This is a genomic window from Mesorhizobium sp. P2_D5 (assembly GCF_056404355.1).
On sequence record NZ_JBFUEE010000010.1, the window covers coordinates 81,978 to 105,841 of the forward strand.

The following is a 23,864-nucleotide window of genomic DNA, read 5'->3' on the forward strand; positions in this document are numbered from 1 at the left end:
TCGCACCTGGGCTGGCAGCCGGCGCGATTGAGGTCGAAAGGGCCAGCCGATTAGGCGAGCCCTCTCGTCTTGTCTTGAAGTTGTTACACTCTGTCGGCGTTTAACCGAGCGACGGCTCCAGGCCGCATCATTGCCCTCACCGCCCCAATGACGGCAGCCACCAGGATCGTGGACGGCAGCGCGACAGCCAACGGGCCCGGAGTGCCCGTGAGGATGTCGAAACCGCTAATGCCGAAGTATGCCACGGCAGCAAAGCCTACAGCAGCAAGAGCAGGCATGATCTTCGTCTTGATCGGCTGGTTCGGTTCCAGTTCCGGGTTCTTGTTGAAGAATGCTATGACTGCGAGGCAGACCGCGAGCATCAGAAGGATGATGCATATGACGGCCACGTTCGCGATCCATGCGAACAGGGTAAGTAGCGGATCGAGGCCTGCGATGGCGAAGACCGAGATCACCGCGAGTGCGATAACCGTCTGCACGATCGTGGCGCGATGAGGACTCTGATAGGTGTCATGAGTGCGGCCGAGCCAGGCCGGCACAAGACCTTCTTTGCCGAGGAAGTAGAAATACCGGGCGACATGATTGTGGAAGGCCAGCAGGCAAGCGAAAACACTGGTCACGAACAACACGCGCATCAACACAGCCAGCCAGTTGCCGACATATTGATTTGCGATGTTGAACACGAACTGGATCGGGTCGCCGATGTTCTGCAGCTGGGTGACAATCGTTGACGTGCCCGCAGCCTCGACGATCCAGATGGTCGAGATGGAATAGAAAACGCCGATCAGGAGGACTGCCGCGTATGTGGCGAGCGGAATGGTCCGCTTCGGATCTTTCGCCTCATCACTGTAGAGGGTTGTGGCTTCAATGCCGATGTAGCAGCCGAAGGCAAACACGAATGTGACACCCAGTGCGGACGTGCTTGGCATACCCGACAGCGAAAGCGGGGCGAGATTGAACCCACCAGGAACGCCTTTGTAGACGATCATCAGGTCAAGGATCAAAACCACCGCGAATTCGGCGATGACGAGAATACCGAGCACCTTCGCGGAAAGGTCTATGCGTCGATAGGCAAGGATCCCGATCAGAGCCGACGCGCAAAGACTGAATGCCCACCACGGCACCGTGACACCGGTGAATGTCTTGACCAGATCGGTGCAGACAGGGCCGAACATCCCCGACATGCCGATCTGCATGCAATTGTAGCCGAGAAGCGCCACAATGGCGGCCGCTCCGCCGGCGGTCTTTCCTAGTCCTCTTGTAATCAGGGTGTAGAACGAAGCCGCATTGTGCACGTGGCGGGCCATCGTCACGTAGCCCACCGAGAAAATCAGTACCAGTATCATCATCAGCATGAAGGCCGGGACGATCGCCGTGCCGTTGCCGAAGAGAATGGCGACGGGCAAGACGCCCGCCATATTGGTGAGCGGGGCTACGGCAGACACCACCATCAACGTGATGGCCGCTGCTCCCAGTGTCCCTGCCCGCAGCCCACGATCAGCTGAGGTTTGTTCCTTTGACATCCAAATTCCCCTTCTAGAGTTCATCGGCGTCATTGGTTCATTATTATCACCGATGGTTCTTTATCATGTGATTTTTTTTGGAAATGTCAACCGGCCTGCAGCAACGCTATTTTGCGATGGCATACTTGACATCGATCAAGCCTCGGACCGATAATCTATCTGATGGATACAATAATGAACCGATGGTCAAACAAACCACAACAGGCTGGATGATGGACGACACGCAGGCTCTGCTCGCCAGGCGCGAGAAATTGCTCGGAAAGAACACCTCGATCTTCTACGAGAATCCTGTGCATCTCGTCCGCGGAGAGGGTGTCTGGCTGTGGGACGCGGACGGCAAGAGTTATCTAGACTGCTACAACAACGTGCCCCATGTCGGCCATTGCCACCCGTATGTAGTGGATGCGATCTGCCGACAGGCTTCAACGCTGAACACACACACCCGGTATCTCCACGAAGGCATCCTGAACTACGTAGAACGACTTTTGGGTTACTTCGACGATTCGCTGGATGCCGCCATCCTGACCTGTACCGGTAGCGAGGCGAACGACATCGCTCTTCGGATGGCACAAGCCGTCACAGGAAAGACGGGGGTGATCGCAACAGACTTCACCTACCACGGAAACACGACGGCCGTTTCCCAGCTGTCGACACGTATGCCACCTGTCGGAGGCTATGGCGGCCATGTCCGTCATGTATCGGCACCCGACAGCTACCGGCCACTGGGTGGGGTTGCGGGCGAACCGTTTGCAGCTGCTTTCACCGCTGAGGTAGAGAAGGCGATCCGTTCGCTTGACGAGAGCGGACACGGGTTCTCGGCTTTGATCGTCGACCCGTTCTTCGCGAACGAGGGCTTCCCCGATTTGCCCAAGGGATTCTTGACGGGAGCGGCCGAAGCGGTGCGAAAGGCTGGGGGTCTTCTAATTGCCGACGAAGTCCAACCTGGGTTTGGCAGGACTGGCGACAACATGTGGGGACATCAGCACGCCGGCATCGTTCCCGATGTCGTCACGCTGGGCAAGCCGATGGGAAACGGACATCCCATTGCTGGCGTCGTGGCGGGATCGGAGACCCTGAACGCATTCCGCAAGGCGTTTCGATATTTCAACACCTTTGGCGGCAATCCGGTTTCCTGTGCTGCGGGCATGGCCGTACTCGACGTGCTGGAAGACGAGAAACTGGTCGAAAACGCAAAAAACGTCGGCAAATATGCCAAGGACGGCCTCGTGCGGTTGGCGCAAAAGCATTCCGTCATCGGCGACGTGCGTGGCAACGGACTGTTTTTCGGGGCGGAACTTGTGCTCGACAGGGCGGAGAAGACGCCCGCGCCTGAACTCGCAACGCGGCTCATCAACGAAATGCGCAAGCGCGGGGTTTTGATGGGCAAGCTCGGCATCCACCAGTGCGCGACGAAAATCCGCCCGCCGATGCCCTTCACTACGGAAAATGCCGACCTGTTGATCGGCACCCTCGATGACGTGCTGACAGCGCTCTAGGGAGATTTGTCGTGGGAGACATTTCCGAGGCGCTATCTGCACGTCTTTCACTCAGAGCCAAGGAAGCACTCGCTCACTGGGGACTCTCGCCCCAGCAGCCGGAGCTTCTGAAGTACCGTGAGAATGCAGTCTTCAGGATTGCACTTTCGGACGGGCGCCCCGCGGTCCTGAGGCTCCACCGTCCTGGATACCACAGCGCCGCGGCCCTTGGTTCGGAGCTGCAGTGGATGAAGGTGCTGAGGCAAGGCGGAATCGAGGTCCCGACGCCTCTCCCCACTCTCAACGGCGGCGACTATATAGCGCTGCCGTCGAGCGTGGACTTTCCCGAACAGAACGCCGACATCGTGTCTTGGCTCTCCGGAGCGCCGCTGGGCCAGTCGGGCGTGATGCTTGAGCACGAACCGCAAGATCTCGTTCGCCTGTTCAGCGCCCTCGGCAACAAGATGGCCGATCTCCACAACATCAGCGACGCCTGGGTATGCGGCGGTGCTTTCGACCGTCCATCCTGGGACAAGGACGGTTTGCTCGGGGAGACCCCTCTATGGGGACGTTTCTGGGATTTCGACGCTCTGTCGGTGGCAGACCAAAACAAACTCGGTAGGCTTCGCGGTATCTTGTCGTCCAAACTCGAGGGCGTCCAGAACCTTGATTTCGGCCTGATCCATGCAGACCTCGTCAGGGAGAACGTCCTGGTGACGCCAAGCTCCGTCCAGTTCATAGATTTCGATGACTCCGGTTACGGGTGGCGTGTCTTCGATATCGCAACGACGCTATTGCGCAACCGCAAGGAGCCCCACTACCCGGCAATCAAGAAGGCGGTTCTCGATGGCTATAGGCAAAGCAGGGAACTGTCTGAACGTTCCGAATCGCTGCTGCCGCTCTTCCTGCTTCTGCGTAGTCTTACTTACATTGGATGGATCGGAGAACGCCCGGAATTGGCCGACAATGGCGCACGCTTGTCACGCTACCTCGACGATTCATACGGTCTTGCGGACGACTATCTTGGCACAGGCTGGTGATCTTGAACGCGGTTCCTTCTGCAATTTGGTGGCTTAGGAAAGGGTAATCGGAGATGCCTTCGGCAGTCGACGAAAGCAGGCCTGTAGCCCTGATAACAGGCGGAGGCACCGGGATCGGTGCAGCCATCGCATTGAAATTGGCGTCCACGCATTTCGTCGCAATCTGCGGGCGAAGAGAGGCAATCCTGCAAACCGTCGCCAACCAGACGGGCGGACTGGCGATTGCGGCTGATATAAGCGTGCCCGCTGACGCGGCAGCCGTAGTTGAAAAGGTCGTTGCCCATTTCGGTCGCCTGGATTCGCTGGTCCTGAACGCAGGCACTGTCATCGCCGCATCCGTCTCGGAGATGTCCATTGTCGACTGGCAAACCCAAATCGACGTCAATCTGACCGCGCCGTTTGTAATGGCGAAAGCTGCAATTCCGCATCTGCTGCGGACAAAAGGAGCGATCGTCACCATCTCGTCCGTTGCGGGCGCAACGGCCGGTGCCGGGCTGGCCGCCTACAGTGCGTCGAAAGCCGGTGTGACGCTCCTAACCCAGACGATAGCCCTTGAATACGCTCGCCATGGTCTTCGCGCCAACGTGATTGCCCCGGGCTGGGTGCGAACGGAGATGGCCGATATGGAAATGAGCATGCTGACCGAAGGCGGGGACCCAGAGCCGGGATATCGCCGTGTCACGCGGCTCGTGCCGCAACGGCGGGCAGCTGACGCGAGCGAAATAGCAAATGTCGCCGCGTTTCTCCTTTCGCCGGAAGCCTCGTATGTCAACGGCGCCCTGATCAACGTCGACGGAGGCAGCAGCGTGGTCAATCGAGGACTCGTGGAATTCGACCAAGGCTGAGGCAATGATTGGTCGCTGCTAGAGTCTTCTTCACCGAGCGCTGCGCTGGGCGGCCTTAAGGGTGTTGGCCATGAGCATCGCGATCGTCATCGGCCCGACGCCGCCGGGCACGGGAGTGATTGCCCCGGCAATTCGACAAGCGTCCTCGAAATCAACGTCGCCGACTAAACGTCCCTTTCCGGTGCCATCGGCTGCGGGTAGTCGGTTAATACCGATGTCGATAACCGTGGCACCCGGTTTGATCCAGTCTCCCTTCACGAAGTCCGGCTTGCCGACAGCGGCGACCAGGATGTCGGCCCCTCGGCAGATCTGTTCGATTTCCGCTGTTCGGCTGTGCGCGATCGTTACGGTCGCGTTCGACGCGAGCAGCAGATTGGCCATCGGTTTGCCGACGATGTTGGACCGCCCGATGACCACCGCCGTCAAACCTGACAGGTCCTTGCCCCGGACCGACTCAATCAGCAGCATCGCCCCTGCTGGCGTACACGGGACGAGCGCGCCCTCGAGTTCGCCAGTTCCCAGCATACCCACATTGACATAATGGAACCCATCAACGTCCTTGTCAGGCGATATCGCCTGAATAATCTTTCCTGCATCCAGATGTTTTGGCAAAGGCAACTGCAGAAGGAGTCCATGAATTTTCGGGTCTTCGTTCAATGTGTGCACCAGGCCAAGAAGTTCTTTCTCGGACGTGATTTCGGGCAATTCATACTTTCGTGAGAGGAAGCCGCACTCTTCGGCCTTCCGCCCCTTCGAGGAGACGTAAACCTGGCTGGCTGGATCACTTCCGACGATAACCACGGCAAGACCAGGATTGATGCCGGAACTCTTCAAGGCCTCAGTTTCGAGTTTTACTCGTTCGAGTATTGAAGCCGCCACGATTGCTCCAGAGATGATGACTGGTTCTCTCATCTGGCCCTGGTCACGCGAAAACGATTGTCTTGTGGCCATTGAGCATGACCCGACGCTCCAGGTGCATCTTCACCGCCCTGGCCAGCACCCTGCTTTCTATATCCCGGCCCGTGGCGACGAAATCGTCGGCGGTCATCGTATGCGTCACACGCTCCGTTTCCTGCTCGATGATCGGCCCTTCGTCGAGATCAGGCGTCACATAGTGGGCTGTCGCGCCAATCAGCTTCACGCCGCGTTCGAAGGCCTGATGATAAGGCTTTGCTCCCTTGAACGACGGAAGGAACGAGTGATGGATGTTGATGACTTTTCCGAACAGCCGGGTGGAGAGGTTGTCCGAGAGCACCTGCATGTATCGGGCTAACACCACGAGATCTGCCTCCGTCTCCCGGACGAGATCGAGCAGCACCTTCTCCTTTTCCGCCTTGTTGTCCTTGGTGATGTTGAAGACGTGATAGGGGATACCCTCTATCTCTGCGGTTCGGCGGCTGTCCTCGTGGTTCGACACGATAGCTACAACCTCGACCTGCAGCCATCCCACACGGATTTGGTAGAGCAGATGCAACATTGCGTGGTCGAACCTGGAAACCATGATGATGATCTTCAGCTTGCGGCCGGCGTCGACGACATCGGCCTTCATGCCGAAGCGGTCCAACACGGGCTTCACGGCGTGTTCGACCTGTTCCTTGGTTGTGGGCTGCCTGAATTCGACGGCGATGCGCATGAAGAAGCGGTTGGAAAGGCGGTCCCAGAACTGGTTGCTCTCGGTTATATTGGCGCCCAGGGCGGAAAGTTCCGTCGCGACCGCCGCGACGATGCCGGGTTGGTCGTCGCAGGACAGGGTAATCGTGTAGGATTGCGGCACGTTTTCATTCCCCTCGTGTCAAATTTTGGCAAGTTCGGGAAGGACATCAAAAAGGTCGGCGACGAGACCGTAGTCGGCTACCTGGAAGATCGGCGCCTCCTCGTCCTTGTTGATGGCGACGATGACCTTGGAATCCTTCATGCCGGCGAGGTGCTGGATGGCGCCGGAGATGCCCACCGCGATGTAGAGATCGGGAGCCACCACCTTGCCGGTCTGGCCGACCTGCCAGTCGTTCGGCGCATAGCCGGCATCGACCGCGGCGCGCGAAGCGCCAACAGCCGCACCGAGCTTGTCGGCGACCGGCAGGATGACCTCCTTGAATTTTTCCGCCGAACCCAGCGCACGGCCGCCCGAGATGATGATCTTGGCCGAGGTTAGTTCCGGACGGTCGGTGTCGGAAAGCTTGTTCTCAATGAAAATGGAGAGCCTCGGGTCGGCTGCCGGCGAGGCAAGCTCGACGGCAGCCGCATTGCCTTGGGAGGCGCTCGAATATGATGCGGTGCGCACGGTGATCACTTTCTTGGCGTCGGTTGACTGCACCGTCTGGATGGCATTGCCGGCGTAGATCGGCCGCTTGAAGGTGTCGGGCGACACGATCTCGATGATCTCGGAGACCTGCGCGACATCGAGCAGGGCGGCGACGCGCGGCGCGACGTTCTTGCCCGACGAGGTCGCAGGCGCGATGATGGTGTCGTAAGCGCCGGCCAGCGAGACGACCAGCGCCGCCAGCGGTTCGGCGAGACGCTCGGTCAGTTCATCGGCATCGGCCAGCAGCACCTTGGTGACGCCCTTGAGCTTGGCTGCGGCATCCGCCGCCGGCTTGGCGCCCTTGCCGGCGACCAGCAAATGCACGTCCGAACCGATCTGCAGGGCCGCGGAAAGCGCCTTGGCGGTCTGGTCGGAAAGGGTTGCGTTGTCGTGTTCGGCAATCAGAAGAATAGCCATGTTGTTGTCTCCTTTTCCGATCGCTTACAGCACGCCGGCTTCGTTCTTGAGCTTGTCGATCAATTCGGCCACCGACTTGACCTTGACGCCCGCCTTGCGGCCGCTGGGCTCCTCGGTCTTGAGCACCTTCAGCCGCCGCTTGACGTCGGCGCCGTAGTCGGCCGGGCTCTTTTCGTCGAGCTGCTTCTTCTTGGCCTTCATGATGTTGGGCAAGGAGGCATAGCGCGGCTGGTTGAGGCGAAGGTCGGCGGTGATGATCGCCGGCATCTTCAGTTCCACCGTCTGCAGGCCGCCGTCGACTTCGCGCGTCACCTTGGCCTTGTCGCCGTCGATGACAACCTTGGAGGCGAAAGTGCCCTGCGCCCAGCCGAGAAGGGCTGCCAGCATCTGGCCGGTCTGGTTGGAATCGTCGTCGATCGCCTGCTTGCCGAGGATGACGAGGCCAGGCTGTTCGGCGTCGACGACGCCCTTCAGCACCTTGGCGACACCGAGCGGCTCGGTCTGCTCATCGGTCTTGACCAGGATGGCGCGGTCGGCGCCCATGGCGAGCGCGGTGCGCAAGGTTTCCTGCGCCTGCTGCGGTCCGATAGAGACGACGATGATCTCTTCCGCCTTGCCGGCTTCCTTCAGCCGGAGCGCCTCTTCGACCGCGATCTCGTCAAACGGGTTCATCGCCATCTTGACGTTGGCGAGTTCTACAGCCGAACCGTCAGCCTTGACGCGAACCTTGACGTTCGCATCCACAACTCGCTTCACGGGTACAAGGATTTTCACTTGATTGTGCCCTTATTTTCGGGGTGAGTTTCCCTATTCCGGGACCACATGGCCCAGGCAATATTCCATCTCAATCAATTATCGCCCGGCTTGCGCGAGGCCCACATCGAGTGCGGCGACGATCCGCTTCACATCTGCCGCCGTGATGACGAGCGGGGGTGAGATGATGACGTTGGCACCGGAAGTGCGGACCATTACGCTTTCTTCGTATGCGGTGTCGAAAACCTTCTGCACGACGTCTTTGGCCGCTGCCGATTTCGTCTTGCGGTCCGACACCAGTTCAAGCGCGCACATCAGACCGAGACCCCGCACGTCCCCTACCAGCTCATGCTTCTCCTTGAGGCCTTCAAGGCCCACAAGCAACTCCGCTCCCCGGGCCTTTGCATTCGCGGCGACGTTGAGACGTTTTGTTTCGGCGAGCGTCGCGAGCGCTGCGGCGGCTCCAACTGGGTGACCTGAATAGGTGTAGCCGTGGCCGATCGAGCCAATGGCGCCCTTGGAGGCCTCAAATACCGTTGCCACCTTTTGGCAGATCATCACCGCGCCGAACGGAAAGTATCCGTTGCTGATTGCCTTGGCCGTGCACATGAAGTCCGGTTTGACACCCCAGCCACGCGAGCCGGTCCAGGCGCCCGTGCGTCCAAACGCTGTGATCACCTCGTCGGCGATCAGCAAAATGCCGTGCTTGTCGCAAATGGCACGCATCAATGGCATGAAGGTTTCATGCGGCACGATAACGCCACCCGACCCCAGCACCGGTTCCATGATCATGGCAGCGATCGTATCGGCCCCCTGGAAGGCGATCTCATCCTCGAACTGGCGAGCGATCGCCTGGGCAATCTCCGCCGGATCAGAGGTGCCGAAGGGATTGCGGTAGGCATAAGGTGCGGCGAGATGAAAAACCCCAGGTAGCAACGGCTCGTAGTTGCGGCGGAAGTTGGCATTGCCATTGACCGATGCGCCACCGAAATGCGTGCCATGGTAGCCCTTCTTGAGGGCAACAAACTTGGTGCGCTCGGGTTGGCCATTGATCTTGTGATACTGACGCGCCAGACGCAAAGCGGTCTCGACCGAATCCGAACCGCCCGACGTGAAGAACGCACGCACGAGGCCGTCTTCCTTGAACCATTCCGCCAGCTCGTATGAGAGCTCGATCGCCGGCGACGGCGATGTGCCGCGGAACGCGGAATAATAGGGAAGCTGGTCCAGTTGATCGCGGATCGCCTTTTTCACCGGCTCGCAAGAATAGCCGAGGTTGACATTCCAAAGGCCGCCGACGGCATCGAGCAGCTTCCTGCCGTGGATATCGGTGACCTCAACCCCCTCGGCCGCATTGATGATGTGCGGCGGGTTCGCTTGCATCTCGGCGGGATGCGCCATGGGATGCCACATGTGGCGGGCGTTGTTCTCAACAAGGAAATTCGTCTCTCGCACCCTCTGTTCCTCTCAAATTCCCAGCATCTTGATTGCCTGGGCATAGCTTTCGCCTGGCCCGGTAACATCGAAGTGCACGATGTGCATCCCGACGTCCGACGCTCCTTTGACGTTCTTGGCCTGGTCGTCCACGAACACGCAATCCGAAGGGGCAAGGCCAAGCCCGTCGAAGACGAACCCGTAAGCGCGCGGGTCGGGTTTCAGGATTTTTGTGTACGTCGCGTCGACGATCAGGTCGAACATCTGAAGGAATGGAAGCTTGGACCGAAATCCCGCGCCATAGAACAGATCGAGCTCATTCGACAGGATGGCAAGCTTCTTACCCGCGTCCTTGGCAACCTCAATCGCGCGCAACGCCTCTGGTCTGATCATCAGCTGCGGATCATCACCCCGGATGCGCTGGAGGAACACGGGGAGTTCATCCCAGGTCTCACCGAGGAGCTTGCCGGTCTCGCGTGCCCGCGTGTACCAGTAGTCCCGTTCGGTGATTGCCCCGGACTGCATCTGTTGCCACAACGCGTCGCCATCGGTGTCGAAGGGGCCCATCCAGTCAAGGGTGCCTGCAGGCAGTCCCAAGGCGGCCTCGTTCAGGCGCTGGGTTTCAAAGACCGTTTTCGAGATCACACCGCCGAAATCGAGGACAAGCGCACTACGGCGTTCAGGCATCAAGAAGATCCTTCGTTGCACGCAGGATGCTCGGATGAGGTTCAGCGCCGATTGCGCGAGATATTTCCACCGAAGCCCCGACTACGAGCCGTGCGGCTTTCAACTGCCTGTCCTTCATCATTCGAGATGCGACACCGGCGATCGCCACCGATCCAAAAGCGTCGCCACTGCTGGAAAAGATCGGCGCGGCCACACCGCTCGATTCCACTTCAAAAGACCCAGGCGCAAAGGCGAAGCCGCGATTCCTGATTTGGTCCAATTGCGCCCGCAGTTCCTCTTCGTCGACCACGGTATTTTTCGTGTACCTGACCAATTCTCCCTCGGCAAAAACCCCGTCGCGGACCTCAGGCGCGGCGAACGCCAGAAACGCCAGACCAGATGCGGTCGCGTGAAAAGGCAGCAATTGCGACGGGTTCACCCAGACACGGGTCGATCTCTTCGGCTCCGTCACCGCAACCGTGATCATTGCGGTCTCGGCCGCCAGTGTGGCGTGCGCGGTTTCTTCCATCTCCTCGGCAAGCCTGTCGAGCACGGGATTGATGAATGACAGGAGCGGGAAACTAGCTTCTCTAACCCGAGCCAGCCTGAGTACGGCAATCCCCAGGCGGTATTTCTTGGTTTCCGCATGCTGTTCCACAAAGCCGTTGCGAATAAGCGCAACAAGGATCCGAAGAGTCGTTGCTTTGTCGACTTTGGACTTTCGGGCGAGGTCGCTCAGGCCCCATTCCGGTTCCTGCACGGTAAAATATGAAAGTAGATAAAGCGCCCTATCGACGCTTTTCATCATTGGAACTGTTTCCCCAGGTCCGGATTTCGGCACGATTTCCTCTCCTCGATGAGTGCTACTTGACAGAACTTCAAACCTAATGCAAGCTTTTTAAACTGATGGTGACAATAATGAACCGCGAATCGACGGTCAAGCCATAATGGGAAATCCGAATGAATTTGCCTCAAAACGCTCGTCCCGCTGGCTCGGTCTATCTGACCGCTGAAGGCAGCCCGCGACACCATTCCGATTTAGCGTGACTGAGAACGACTCGGAACCGACCGTAAGGACAACCAATGGATCAAATCCAGATCGACCAGCTTCGGGGGCTTTCAGTTCCGGAGCAAGGGCTTTTCATCGACGGAAAAGCGCGCAAGGCCCTGAAAGGCGGGACGCGCGAGGTGATATCGCCGCTTGATGGGTCAATCCTTACGCGCCTCGCTGAAGCCGAAGAAGGCGATATCGACCTGGCGGTGGCGAGTGCCAGGGCGAGTTTCGACCGTGGATTATGGTCGAGGGCTGCGCCGGCCGAACGCAAGAAGGTGATGCACCGCATCGCCGAACTCATCGAAAAGAATGCGCTGGAACTGGCCGTGCTCGGAGTCCGCGACAACGGCACCGAAATCTCGATGGCGATAAAGGCGGAGCCTGGAAGCGCGGCCAACACGTTCCGCTACTACGGCGAGTTGATCGACAAGGTCTACGGCGAGATCGCACCGACGGCCGCTTCGGTTCTCGGCCTGGTTCATCATGACCCCGTCGGCGTTGTTGGCGTGATTGTTCCGTGGAACTTCCCGATGATGATCGGAGCATGGAAAATCGCTCCCGCGCTGGCGGCCGGAAATTCGGTTGTCGTAAAACCGGCGGAGGTCGCATCACTTACCTTGCTGCGTTTGGCGGAGATCTGTTCGGAGGCTGGCCTGCCGGCCGGCGTCTTCAATGTGGTCACCGGGCAGGGTTCCGTCGTCGGTGCCGCACTCGGACTCCACAATGACGTCGATGTGCTGGCTTTCACGGGCTCCGGTCCCGTAGGGCGGAGGCTTCTCGAATATTCCGCCCGATCTAATCTCAAGCGCGTCTATCTCGAACTCGGAGGTAAGTCGCCGAACGTAGTGTTCGCGGACGCACCGGATCTCGATCAGGCAGCCAAGGTCGCGGCCTATGGCATATTCCGCAACTCCGGTCAGGTTTGCGTAGCCGGCTCCCGGCTCTTGGTAGAGCGCTCGATTCACGCTGATTTTGCGCAAAAAGTGGCCGAATTTGCTTCACAGATGCGGTTGGGCGATCCCCTTGATGTCAGAACCGAGGCTGGCGCAATTGCAAGCGCCGACCAACTTTTCAAGAACCTGGAATTTGTGGCCCGGGCCACAGCCGATGGCGCCTCGCTGCTTACCGGCGGTACCCGAATCCGCGAGGAAACAGGGGGATTCTTCATGGCGCCGACGGTGTTTGACCAAGTCGCTCCAGACGCCGCCCTTGCCCAGGAAGAAGTGTTCGGCCCGGTGCTTGCGATCACGCCCTTTGACGACGAGGCCGCCGCGGTTCGGATCGCAAACTCGACGATTTACGGGCTGGCATCCGGCGTCTGGACGTCCAACCTCTCGCGCGCCCATCGCATGGTAAGGGCGATCAGGGCCGGCGTCGTCCACGTCAACACATATGGAGGGCCGGACATCACCGTGCCGCTCGGTGGCGTCGGACAGTCTGGCAACGGTCACGACAAGTCGCCGCATGCCCTCGATAAATTCCTCAATCTCAAGACAGCGTGGATTCAACTCTGATGACCGAAAACAGATCCCCAAGGTCACTCCCAGAACGGGCTCCTGCAGTCGTCATCGGCGGCGGCATCATCGGCATATCGTCCCTCTACCATCTTGCGAAACGCGGAATGGCGGGTGCGGTGCTCTTGGAGCGTAAACAGCTTGCAAGTGGGACGACATGGCACGCGGCAGGAATCGTCGGGCAACTGCGTGAGTCTGGCTCGCAGACAGCGCTCTCGAAATACACCGCACGGCTCTTTATGGAACTCGAAAGTGAGACGGGACAGGCAACGGGCTACAAGCAGAACGGCACGCTGCATCTCGCATTGTCGGATATCCGGATGGACCAGTTGCTGCGCAACCATGACCATGCCGGACGAATGGAAATCGAAAGCCACATACTCTCGATCCCGGAGCTGAAAGAAATCTGGCCCCTGGTGGACTATGGGGGCGTCCAAGGCGGCTTCTTCGTTCCCTCCAACGGTCAGGTCAATCCCCTGGACGTCACCCAGGCGATGGCCCGCGGCGCTCGCAACAACGGGGCGCTGATTTTTGAGAACACTTCGGCCACAAGAATTCTGACGAAGAACGGCCGGGTGATTGGTGTCGAAACCGATCAGGGTGTGATCGCCACCGAAAAAGTCATTCTCGCCGGCGGGATGTGGACAAGCCGCTTTGCCAAGGCACATGGGGTGACTGTGCCCCTTCATGCAGCGGAGCATTTCTACATCGTCACCGAAGCGATTGCCGGCCTCCCGCGCACCCTGCCCTGCCTTGTCGTCGGCGAAGAACGGACCTACTGGAAGGAGGACGCGGGCAAGCTGTTGATCGGTGGTTTCGAAGCCTTGGGCAAGGCTTGGGGCAAAGAGGGCATTCCAGACGGTTTCGAGTTCGACGAACTTCCATTCGACATGGAACATACCGAACCGATGCTTGAGACGATCTTCGCCCGCATGCCAGCGCTTGCCGAGATGGGGATCAAGACGTTTTTCAACGGCCCCGAGAGTTTCACACCGGACGGTCGGCCCTACCTCGGCCCCGCGCCGGAAATGCCAGGCCTGTTCATTGCCGCCGGCATGAATTCCAACGGCATCCTGAACTCCGGCGGCGTCGGCTTAACGATGGCGGAGTGGCTGATCGACGGATATCCGAGCCGCAGCATGAACTCCATGCTGGCTTCTCGCGCCCATCCCTTTCAATCCAACTCGACATACAATGCCGACAGGGTCGGTGAGTCCGTCGGATTCCATTACGGCATCCACTGGGCGGGCCGCCAGATCGAAACGGCACGCGGGGTACGTCGGGTACCACTGCACGACAGGCTGAAATCGCAAAACGCTGTTTTCGCCGAGCGCATCGGCTGGGAAATTCCAATGTATTACGACCCGTCCGGCTTGGGATGGCAGGACAAACCTTCGGTCGGCGAGCAATACTGGTCTTCCCTGGTGGCCGACGAATGTGCCGCCGCCCGGGATGCGGCGGTGCTCCTTGACCAGTCCATGTACGCCAAACTCCTGGTGCAGGGACCGGATGCCGTCGAAATGTTGAACAGGGTCTGCGGTGCCCAGATGGACGTGGCGGTCGGAACCTCCGTCTACACCCAATTCCTCAATCAACGCGGCGGCATCGAGGCCGACGTGACGGTCACGCGGATCGGCCCACAGAAATTCCTCGTGGTTACGGGGCACCCCAGCCAGGTTCGCGACCGCGCCTGGCTTGAAATGCATGCGGACCCGGAGTGGCGGTTCGAAATCTTCGACGCCACGTCGTCCTACGCGCTGCTGACGATCCATGGGCCGAAGTCTCGCGAGATACTTTCCGCCCTGACGATAGACGACCTCAGCAACGAGAAATTTCCGTTCGGTGCCGCGCGGGAAATCGACCTTGCCCATGCACGGGTCTGGGCCATCAGAAGATCGTTCGTAGGCGAACTTGGCTACGAGCTGCTGATTTCGACGGAGTTCACGCACGGTGTCTACGAGAACATCCTGACGGTCGGAACGCCACTCGGCCTGCGGCATATGGGAATGTTTGCCATGGGAAGTTGCCGCCTTGAAAAGGCTTTCAGGCACTTCGGGCATGACATCACCGAGGAGGACACACCTTACGAAACCGGCCTAGGATTTGCTGTTGATCTCAACAAGAGCGAGTTCATCGGCAAAGGCCCTCTCGCAAGGCAGAAGGCAGGCGGTGCAGCCACGCTCTTCAGGACGGTATCGGTCTCCGTCAACGGCCTCGGAAGAACAGGTCCTTATCTCGCGCACAATGAACCGATCTGGAAAGGCGATGACCTTGTGGGCCACGTCACCTCCGGAGGATGGGGCTACCGCGTTGGCAAAATGCTGGGGCTTGCAAGCCTGCATCGTGAGGATGGCGTCTCGAAGGCATGGCTCGAAGAGGGTGATTTCGAGGTCCAGATCGCCGGCAAACGCTATCCGATCCAGGTCCAGCTTCAGCCCCTCTACGACCCGCAGGGAGAGCGGATGCGTGGCTGAGACCGACTAACCAAAAAACAAAAAATGAGTGGGAACCATGACGACGAAAGAAACGAAGACGATCCTTGTTATCGGTACATTCGATACGAAGTCGGACGAACTGATCTATCTCGCTGACAGGATTGTCGCACAGGGCGGCCGAGCGCTCACGATGGACGTAAGCGTTCTCGGTGGTCCCATGCGGCCGACCGACATCAGCAAGCACGATGTCGCCGAGGCTGGCGGGTCGTCGATCCAGACGGCGATCGCGTCCGGCGACGAGAACACCGCGATGCAGATCATGGCGCGCGGCGCGTCAATCCTGACAGCGAGGCTGCACGCGGAAGGCAAGATCGACGGCATGATTGCCATGGGCGGCACCATGGGCACGGACCTGGCTCTCGACTGCGCTCGTGCCTTGCCACTCGGCGTACCGAAATATGTGATTTCTACAGTCGCGTATTCCCCCCTCGTCCCCGCGGACAGACTAGCGCCCGACATCCAGATGATCCTGTGGGCGGGAGGCCTCTTCGGATTGAACTCCATATGCAAGTCGTCTTTAAGCCAGGCTGCGGGCGCGGTTTTGGGGTCCGCGCAATCGGTCGAAACGCCGAAGCGGGATCGTCCCATCATTGGCATGATGAGCCTTGGCAGCTCGTGCCTTTCCTACATGAGACTACTCAAGGGCCCCTTGGAAGAGCGAGGGTTCGAACTTGCGGTGTTTCATGCGACTGGCATGGGCGGAATGGCTTTTGAAAATCTGGCCGCGCAAGGATATTTCTGCGCCGTCATGGATTTCGCGCTTCCCGAGCTCGGGAACCTTCTGGTTGGCTCTATCGTCAACGGTGGCAAGGACCGACTTGTGTCAGCCGGACAGAACAAGGTCCCACAACTCGTCGCTCCGGGCTGCGTCGACTTGATAGACTTTCCCAGTTGGCAAGATATCCCCGCCCGCTTCGCCGGCAGACCCTGCCACGCGCACAATCGTTTGATCTCCTCCGCCGCGTTGAACGCGCAAGAGCGGCGCGAGACCGCCCGCGAGATCGGCCATCGGTTGGCCAAAGCCTTGGCTCCCGTGCATGTGATCCTGCCTATTCAAGGTATCGAGGAATGGGACCGGGAGGGGCAACCTGCCCATGACCCGGCTGGACTAGCAGCGTTCCTCGATGAAATGCGCTCAGCGATACGGCATCCGGTGGAATTGACCGAGATCGACGCGCACATAAACGACGCGCTGTTTGCTGAAACGGTGCTTGGAATATTCGACGATTGGGTCGATCGAGGCATCGTCAAGAAGGCACTACAATGACGATACACGCCACCCCGATCGACGCTCGCTATGCGGTTCTGTTTGAACCCGTCAAGATCGGGCCGAAGGTGGCGCCAAATCGATTCTTCGCTGTGCCGCACGCGACGGGCCACTCTCCCCTCATGCCCAACGGCTCCATCGGCATGAGGGCGATGAAGGCGGAAGGCGGTTGGGGCACCGTCTGTATGCAGCTTTCCGAGATCGATCCGTCATCCGATATCTCCAACCTGCCGATCGAGAAATTTTGGGATGAGGTCGACGTCAGGAGCCATGCACGGCTGACCGAGAGGATCCGCGAGCATGGCGCGCTTTCGGCCATCGAGATCGGCCACAGCGGCATGCGTTCGCGGGGCCTGGCAAATGGCTATCCGGTTCTCGGCCCATCCAGTCTCCCCGTTCTCAAGCCTGAGGTCCCGGTCCAAAGCAAAGCCATGGACAAAAGCGACATCAAGTTGCTACGCGAGAACTATCGCGCCGCGGTTCGACGGGCGAAACAGGCGAACTACGACATCGTCTATGTCTACGCCGCTCACGACGCGTCGATCCTGTGGCACTTCCTGACCCCGGCCTATAATCACCGAACGGATGAATATGGCGGCAGCTTCGCCAACCGGGTTCGGCTGCTACGCGAGGTCCTGGAGGAGGCCAAGGAAGAGGCCAGCGACGATATAGCCGTAGCCATTCGTTTTGCGGTGCATGAACTCACCGGGCCCAAAGCTATATCGAGTAGCGGCGAAGGGCGCGACGTGGTCGAGCTCCTGGCGGAAATCCCGGATCTTTGGGACGTCAATGTCTCGGGTTGGAGCCGCGACTCCGGAACCTCCCGCTTTGACCCCGAGGGCGCGCAGGAAGAATTTACAAGCTTCGTGAAAACAGTGACGACAAAGCCGGTCGTCGGGGTCGGCCGCTTCACATCCCCCGACGCAATGGTGAGCCAGATCCGCCGTGGCGTCCTCGATCTGATCGGTGGCGCGCGGCCGTCTATCGCCGATCCGTTCCTGCCCCAAAAAATCCGCGAAGGACGGGTGGACGAGATCAGGGAGTGCATAGGCTGCAACATCTGCGTGGCCTCCGACGCGTACTCGATCCCGCTGCGCTGCACACAAAACCCGACGATGAGTGAAGAATGGCGGCGCGGCTGGCATCCTGAACGCGTTCCCAAAGCTCAGACCAACAAGAACCTCCTTGTCGTCGGCGGCGGACCTGCCGGGCTGGACTGCGCCCTCACCCTGGCGCGGGCAGGCCACCAGGTGACAATCGCCGAAAAGTCGGAAGTGATGGGTGGACGCGTCACCAAGGAAAGCAGGCTGAAGGGCTTGTCAGCCTGGAACCGGGTCCGCGACTACCGTCTCTACCAGATGCAGCAGATGCCGAATGTCGAGCTTTTCCTAGGCAGCGAAATCACACCCGAGATTGCCTGCGAGTTTGGCGCCGACCACATATTCGTGGCCACTGGATCGCGCTGGAGGGATGACGGACTTGGCCGCACCCGGTACACGCCGATCCCAGGTTTCTCCGGTTGCGCTTTCACGCCCGACAGCATCCTGGACGGCGAGAGCCTGTCCGGTCCGATCGTGATCTATGACGACGATCATTACTACATGGCTAATGTCCTTGCAGAACATCTCGCGGCGAAAGGCCACGAGGTTCACCTCGTCTGTCCTCAGCCCGCGATTGCGGGCTGGATGGGCTACACGCTGGAACAGCCTCGTGTCCTCAGCGCCCTGATGGCGGCCGGCGTCAAGATGTATCCGAACACGACGGCCGTGGAGTGGAAGGACGGTGCGCTGCATATCAATCGGTCGGACACTTACGAACCGTTGCCGGCTATCCCCGCAGCGGCCTTGCTGAGTGTTACGTCAAGACTTCCACAAGACGATCTGTCCTCCTGGCTTTGCGAGGCCGGTGTTCCGCACACAACAATCGGCGACGCGGTCGCGCCGGGGATCATTCAAGCGGCGGTGTTTTCTGGACACAAGGCTGCCAGGGAGTATTTGGGAACTGAGCCGGCAGACCGCATCTTCAAGCGCGAGGTCCCGACCTTGTTCATCTGAATCGAAGCCTCCAGTAGCAAAACAAGGAGCGTCGGCCTGGCTGGGCCCTCTTCTCTCGTCTCAAGTCCGACGCGGGCCCGCCAGCAGGAGCACCGACTATGAGATCTCGCGCGCAGTCGACATGAACCAGCTGCCCTGATCGCGACAGTTTTGGGAGGAACAATTATGGCCGCAGACACACCCTTGTGGACCGCGACGCGGGACCGGATCGACGCCGCGCCGATGACGGCTTTTCTGAAAGCCGCTGCGGCGCAGGCGGATGCATCCTTCGCCTCCTATGCCGAACTTCACCGCTGGTCGGTCGAGGATCGCGAGAGCTTCTGGAGCCTCGTCTGGGACTTCTGCGGCATCGTTGGCGACAAGGGCGAGCGCGTACTCGTCGATGGCGACAAGATGCCCGGCGCCTCATTCTTTCCCGACGCCACCCTGAACTTCGCCGAGAACCTGCTGAAGAAGACCGGCTCGGGCGACGCAATCGTCTTTCATGGCGAAGACAAGGTCGAGCGTCGGCTGTCCTGGAACGAACTGCATGCGCTGACGTCGCGCCTGCAGCAGCTTTTCCTGTCGCTCGGCGTCAAAAAGGGCGACCGCATCGCCGCCATGATACCCAACATGCCGGAAGCCATCGCCGCCATGCTGGCGACCGCTTCGATCGGCGCCGTCTGGTCGTCATGCTCTCCCGATTTTGGCGAGCAGGGCGTTCTCGACCGCTTTGGCCAGATCGAACCGGTCGTCTTCATTGCGCCGGACGGCTACTGGTACAATGGCAAGGCCATCGAAGTCGCCGACAAGATCGCCGCGGTCGCGACGAAACTTGCCACCGTCCGCAAGATCCTGATCGTCGACTATCTCGGCACCTCAGCCGACGTAGCCGAAACCGTCGACAAGGCTGCGGCGCTCGAAGACGCGCTGGCGCCCTTCGCTGCAAAACCCGTGACCTTCGAACGATTGCCGTTCGCGCACCCGCTCTACATTCTGTTCTCGTCAGGCACGACCGGCATTCCCAAATGCATCGTCCATTCGGCCGGTGGAACGCTGATCCAGCATGTCAAGGAACACCGGCTGCATGCTGGATTGCTCGATGGCGACCGCTTCTTCTACTTCACCACTTGCGGCTGGATGATGTGGAACTGGCTGGTGTCGGGTCTGGCGTCAGGCGCGACACTGCTACTCTATGACGGCTCGCCCTTCTATCCCGACGGCAATGTGCTGTTCAGTTTCGCCGATGCCGAGAAGATGACCTTCTTCGGCACCTCGGCCAAATTCATCGATTCCGTGCGCAAGGCCGGCCTCAAGCCGATCGGCACGCATGATCTACAGAGCGTGCGGGCGATCTCCTCCACCGGCTCGCCACTCTCGCCCGAGGATTTCCGCTTCGTCTATGACGGCATCAAAAAGGATGTGCACCTGGCCTCGGTCTCCGGCGGCACCGACATCGTCTCCTGCTTCGTGCTCGGCGTGCCGATCGAACCGGTGTGGACCGGCGAGATCCAGGGGCCGGGCCTCGGCCTTGCCGTCGATGTCTGGGACGATGACGGCAAGCCTATCAGGCAGGAGAAGGGCGAACTGGTCTGCACCAGGGCTTTTCCGGCGATGCCGATCGGCTTCTGGAACGACCCCGAGAGCAAGAAATTCCAGGCGGCCTATTTCGAGCGCTTCGACAATGTCTGGTGCCATGGCGACTTTGCCGAATGGACCGTGCATGGCGGCCTGATCATTCATGGCCGCTCCGACGCGACGCTCAATCCGGGCGGCGTGCGCATTGGTACGGCGGAGATCTACAACCAGGTCGAACAGATGCCCGAGATTCTGGAGGCGCTGTGCATCGGCCAGGATTTCGACAATGACGTCCGGGTCGTGCTGTTCGTGCGGTTGGCCGCCGGCGTGCAGCTGGATGCCGATCTGGAAAAGCGCATCCGGTCGAAAATACGCACCGGGGCGAGCCCCCGCCACGTGCCGGCAAAGATCGTCGCCGTGTCAGACATTCCACGCACCAAATCGGGCAAGATCACCGAACTCGCGGTGCGCGACGTCGTGCACGGCCGCGCCATCAAGAACAAGGAAGCGCTCGCCAATCCAGAAGCGCTGGAGTTGTTCAGGAACCTGCCGGAGTTAGGTTGATCGACTCGGCAAACAACCTCCCAGCATGGATCATCGGGCGCAAACGTGAGCGCCGACACATGGTGTGGCGCCAGGGGATCTCGTGGACATCGGGAGATAGAGAGGCGTGACGGAGGAGAGCGACATGAGCCATGGCGGCCAGCAGTCGGACATAATCTTTCTCACGAATGGCGCGTCGGTCGTGGGTCAAGGGATGAGCCGATTGCAGAGGATTGAGCCCTCAGCGGGCGCGGTGAGTGGAGGCTCTCTTCGCTCAGCCGTAAGCGAAGCTTAAACTGGCAGTTCGATGCGCGGGGGGAAAGACGGTAGCGCGATACCGACTCGAACCCCACAGTGGTTGAATCAAGGTTGCATCACAGCGATCCAGGGACCCTAACCTCCTTCAGAAGCGCGCATTTCGACTGGAGGCGCAAGACAGCAAGTTCGAAAAGCTTCCAGGAACCCCAGTCGATGGTCAATTGTAGACCGTCTGACGTCCACAATAGGGCCGATGAACGAACCCGCTGCGCGGGAGGGGTGCCTGCGGTTGAGGTAGAGATCAAGAACCGGTCGTCGCGCTCGCGTTGAGCGTCGTTCGGCTGGAGCAGAGCATGGCGGGCTTCTTCAACAAGGAGCCTGACCATGCACCATCCCGTTCTCGATGCACCCGTCAGCCCGCTGCGCCAGCGGCTGATCGACGACATGAACATGCGGCGCTTCTCACGCGAGACGCAGCGCAACTATCTCCGCGACATCGGACGCCTGGCGACATTTCTCGGGCGTTCACCAGACACAGCGACCGCCGATGACCTGCGCCGGTTCCAGATCAACCAGCAGGAAGACGGCGTTCCCGTGCCGACGATGAACAGCATCGTGTCGGCGCTACGGTTCTTCCTCACCCAAACGCTTAACCGCCCGGACCTGGCGCGCCGGCTCGTCCGGCTGTCGCATCCGCGCAACCTGCCCGTGGTGCTCAGTCGCGACGAGGTCGCCCGGCTGCTCAACGCCACCACCTGCCTCAAGCACCAGGCCGCACTGTCGATTGCCTATGGCGCGGGCCTGCGCGTCGCCGAGGTGTCGATGCTGAAGGTTGCCGACGTCGACAGCGAGCGCATGCTGCTGCGCGTCGAGCGTGGCAAGGGCGGGCGGTATCGCAACGCCATGCTCTCGCAGGACCTGCTCGCGCTTCTGCGTGAGTGGTGGAAGGTCGGACGTCAGCAGGGCGTGATGCACCGCGACGGCTGGCTGTTTCCCGGACAGCACGCGATGAAGCCGATCAGCACGCGGCAGCTCTATCACATCGTCGTCGAGGCGGCGCAGGCCGCGCCGACATCGCCAAGCGGGTCGAGCCGCACACGCTGCGCCACAGCTTCGCCACCCACCTGCTGGAAGACGGCACCGACATCCGGATCATCCAAGTCCTACTCGGGCATGCCAAGCTCAACAACACCGCCCTTTACGCGAAGGTGGCGACCCGGACGGTGCGTGCCGTGACGAGCCCGCTCGACAAGCTCGGCCTGTTCAAGTCGCCCGACATCTGAGCCGTGCGCGCCTCGATCGAGGTCGCCGACATCTTCCGTGCTGCCGGACCCGCTTTCCGGGCCGCCCATGCAGGTCACCTGAGCCTCGCCCAGCTCAAGGTCATGTCGGCGATCGAGTATTGCCGCACCGCAGCCCTTGGCGGTCACGTCGAGGCTTGCGAGGACTGCGGCCAATGGCGGATCGCCTACAACTCCTGCCGCAACCGGCACTGCCCGAAGTGCCAGGGCGCGGCCGCACGGACGTGGTTGGCCGAGCGCGAGGCCGACCTACTGCCGGTCGGCTACTTCCATGTCGTGTTCACGCTGCCGGCCGAGGTCGCCGACATCGCGTTCCAGAACAAGGCGCTCGTCTACGACCTGCTGTTCAAGGCGGCAGCGGAGACGATGCTGACTATCGCCGCCGACCCGAAGCACCTCGGCGCCAGGATCGGCATCACCGCGGTGCTGCACACCTGGGGATCGGCGATGACACCATCCGCATGCCCACATGATCGTGCCGGGCGGCGGCACCGCGCCGGACGGAAGCCGCTGGATATCGTCGCGCCCGGCCTTCCTGCTCCCGGTGAGGGTTCTCGGCAAGCTGTTCCGAAGGCTCTTCCTCACCCGGCTGGTCGCGCTGCACGACGCAGGACGGCTCGCCTTCTTCGGATCTATGGCGCACCTGTCCGCGCGGCAGGCATTCGTGCGGCACCTGTCGCCGGTCCGCAAGAAGCGCTGGGTGGTGTACGCCAAGGCGCCGTTCGCCGGGCCGGAGGCGGTGCTCGCCTATCTGTCGCGCTACACCCACCGGGTGGCGATCTCGAACCGCCGCCTGATCGCGTTCGACCACGACGGCGTCACCTTCCTTTACAAGGACTATCGCCCCTTTACAAGGACTATCGCCGCGACGGCGTTGATCGGCAGCAGGTCATGACGCTGGCGGCTGACGAGTTCATCCGCCGCTTCCTGCTCCATGTCCTGCTGCGCGGCTTCCATCGCATCCGGCACTACGGCCTGCTCGCCGGCTCCGCCCGCAAGGCCAGCCAAGACTTCCGCCCGCCATGCCCTTGCTGCGGCGGACGCATGATCATCATCGAGACGTTCGAGCGCCGGAGGCAGCCACGCGGTCCGCCCGATGCAACCGCGACGAACCGGGAGACAACTCCATGACCCGGCATGGCATGGTCGAACCTTCACCCGCAGGCGCCCCGCCTCTGGCAACGGCCCCACGCGTGTCCATCATCAATATCGCCGCCCACAGCGTCGCAACGAGCCTCGTGCGGGATCGGCTAAACCGCGCGGAGGCACAACGAAGCGGCCTCCCCGCATCCATCCCCACCCTTCCCAGCAGCGGTCGCGCCGTCGCCGACACCAGCCGCAAATCGAAATCCCCATAGCCATCGCC

General features: G+C 60.4%; 16 protein-coding genes and 2 pseudogenes. 10 read left to right on the forward strand and 8 right to left on the reverse strand.

Going from position 1 to position 23,864, the window contains the following annotated elements; genetic code table 11:
* Window positions 1-83: 83 nt before the first annotated feature.
* Window positions 84-1,523: an APC family permease gene (locus tag AC1DYW_RS30390; RefSeq protein ID WP_126070438.1), complete on the reverse strand. Its 1,440-nt coding sequence runs from the start codon at window positions 1,521-1,523 to the stop codon at window positions 84-86.
* A 212-nt stretch (window positions 1,524-1,735) separates the two neighbouring features.
* Here AC1DYW_RS30390 and AC1DYW_RS30395 point away from each other — a divergent pair, with 212 nt between their 5' ends.
* From AC1DYW_RS30395 to AC1DYW_RS30405, 3 genes are read left to right on the forward strand one after another with little or no spacing between them, the layout of a single operon-like run.
* Entirely contained in the window at window positions 1,736-3,019 is a 1,284-nt protein-coding gene (locus AC1DYW_RS30395) for an aspartate aminotransferase family protein (RefSeq protein WP_477228707.1), read from the forward strand.
* A gap of 11 nt (window positions 3,020-3,030) precedes the next feature.
* Complete coding sequence (locus AC1DYW_RS30400) at window positions 3,031-4,038, forward strand: phosphotransferase enzyme family protein (RefSeq protein ID WP_126070439.1); 1,008 nt, start codon at window positions 3,031-3,033, stop codon at window positions 4,036-4,038.
* A gap of 53 nt (window positions 4,039-4,091) precedes the next feature.
* Window positions 4,092-4,883, forward strand: a complete 792-nt coding sequence (locus tag AC1DYW_RS30405; RefSeq protein WP_126070440.1) for an SDR family NAD(P)-dependent oxidoreductase — start codon at window positions 4,092-4,094, stop codon at window positions 4,881-4,883.
* 30 nt (window positions 4,884-4,913) lie between these two features.
* Here the strand turns inward: AC1DYW_RS30405 and folD are convergent, their stop codons facing one another.
* From folD to AC1DYW_RS30440, 7 genes are all read right to left on the reverse strand, one after another.
* Window positions 4,914-5,795: a bifunctional methylenetetrahydrofolate dehydrogenase/methenyltetrahydrofolate cyclohydrolase FolD gene (gene folD / locus AC1DYW_RS30410; protein ID WP_126070441.1), complete on the reverse strand. Its 882-nt coding sequence runs from the start codon at window positions 5,793-5,795 to the stop codon at window positions 4,914-4,916.
* A gap of 10 nt (window positions 5,796-5,805) precedes the next feature.
* Window positions 5,806-6,657, reverse strand: a complete 852-nt coding sequence (gene purU, locus AC1DYW_RS30415; protein ID WP_135867232.1) for a formyltetrahydrofolate deformylase — start codon at window positions 6,655-6,657, stop codon at window positions 5,806-5,808.
* 18 nt (window positions 6,658-6,675) lie between these two features.
* Window positions 6,676-7,602 (reverse strand): electron transfer flavoprotein subunit alpha/FixB family protein, encoded by a 927-nt coding sequence (locus AC1DYW_RS30420; RefSeq protein ID WP_126070443.1) that lies wholly within the window; start codon window positions 7,600-7,602, stop codon window positions 6,676-6,678.
* 24 nt (window positions 7,603-7,626) lie between these two features.
* Window positions 7,627-8,376: an electron transfer flavoprotein subunit beta/FixA family protein gene (locus AC1DYW_RS30425; RefSeq protein WP_126070444.1), complete on the reverse strand. Its 750-nt coding sequence runs from the start codon at window positions 8,374-8,376 to the stop codon at window positions 7,627-7,629.
* Between the two features lie 78 nt (window positions 8,377-8,454).
* Entirely contained in the window at window positions 8,455-9,810 is a 1,356-nt protein-coding gene (locus tag AC1DYW_RS30430) for an aspartate aminotransferase family protein (RefSeq protein WP_126070445.1), read from the reverse strand.
* Window positions 9,811-9,822: 12 nt separating this feature from the next.
* Complete coding sequence (locus tag AC1DYW_RS30435) at window positions 9,823-10,476, reverse strand: HAD-IA family hydrolase (protein ID WP_126070446.1); 654 nt, start codon at window positions 10,474-10,476, stop codon at window positions 9,823-9,825.
* Complete coding sequence (locus AC1DYW_RS30440) at window positions 10,469-11,263, reverse strand: IclR family transcriptional regulator (protein ID WP_224673600.1); 795 nt, start codon at window positions 11,261-11,263, stop codon at window positions 10,469-10,471. The genes AC1DYW_RS30435 and AC1DYW_RS30440 overlap by 8 nt, the downstream gene beginning before the upstream one ends.
* A gap of 275 nt (window positions 11,264-11,538) precedes the next feature.
* On the opposite strand from AC1DYW_RS30440, the gene AC1DYW_RS30445 reads away from it, so the two are divergent.
* From AC1DYW_RS30445 to AC1DYW_RS30475, 7 genes and pseudogenes are all read left to right on the forward strand, one after another.
* On the forward strand, window positions 11,539-13,023 hold the full coding sequence (locus AC1DYW_RS30445; RefSeq protein ID WP_126070447.1) for an aldehyde dehydrogenase: 1,485 nt from the start codon (window positions 11,539-11,541) through the stop codon (window positions 13,021-13,023).
* Window positions 13,023-15,497, forward strand: a complete 2,475-nt coding sequence (locus AC1DYW_RS30450; RefSeq protein WP_135867236.1) for an FAD-dependent oxidoreductase — start codon at window positions 13,023-13,025, stop codon at window positions 15,495-15,497. Before AC1DYW_RS30445 ends, AC1DYW_RS30450 begins: the two co-directional genes overlap by 1 nt.
* A 37-nt stretch (window positions 15,498-15,534) precedes the next feature.
* Window positions 15,535-16,785: a Tm-1-like ATP-binding domain-containing protein gene (locus AC1DYW_RS30455; RefSeq protein WP_126070449.1), complete on the forward strand. Its 1,251-nt coding sequence runs from the start codon at window positions 15,535-15,537 to the stop codon at window positions 16,783-16,785.
* On the forward strand, window positions 16,782-18,839 hold the full coding sequence (locus AC1DYW_RS30460; RefSeq protein ID WP_126070450.1) for an oxidoreductase: 2,058 nt from the start codon (window positions 16,782-16,784) through the stop codon (window positions 18,837-18,839). The genes AC1DYW_RS30455 and AC1DYW_RS30460 overlap by 4 nt, the downstream gene beginning before the upstream one ends.
* Window positions 18,840-19,004: 165 nt before the next feature.
* Window positions 19,005-20,960, forward strand: a complete 1,956-nt coding sequence (locus AC1DYW_RS30465) for an acetoacetate--CoA ligase (protein ID WP_126070451.1) — start codon at window positions 19,005-19,007, stop codon at window positions 20,958-20,960.
* A gap of 621 nt (window positions 20,961-21,581) precedes the next feature.
* Window positions 21,582-22,480: pseudogene (locus tag AC1DYW_RS30470) on the forward strand (tyrosine-type recombinase/integrase).
* A gap of 3 nt (window positions 22,481-22,483) precedes the next feature.
* Window positions 22,484-23,629: pseudogene (locus tag AC1DYW_RS30475) on the forward strand (IS91 family transposase).
* Window positions 23,630-23,864: the final 235 nt, after the last annotated feature.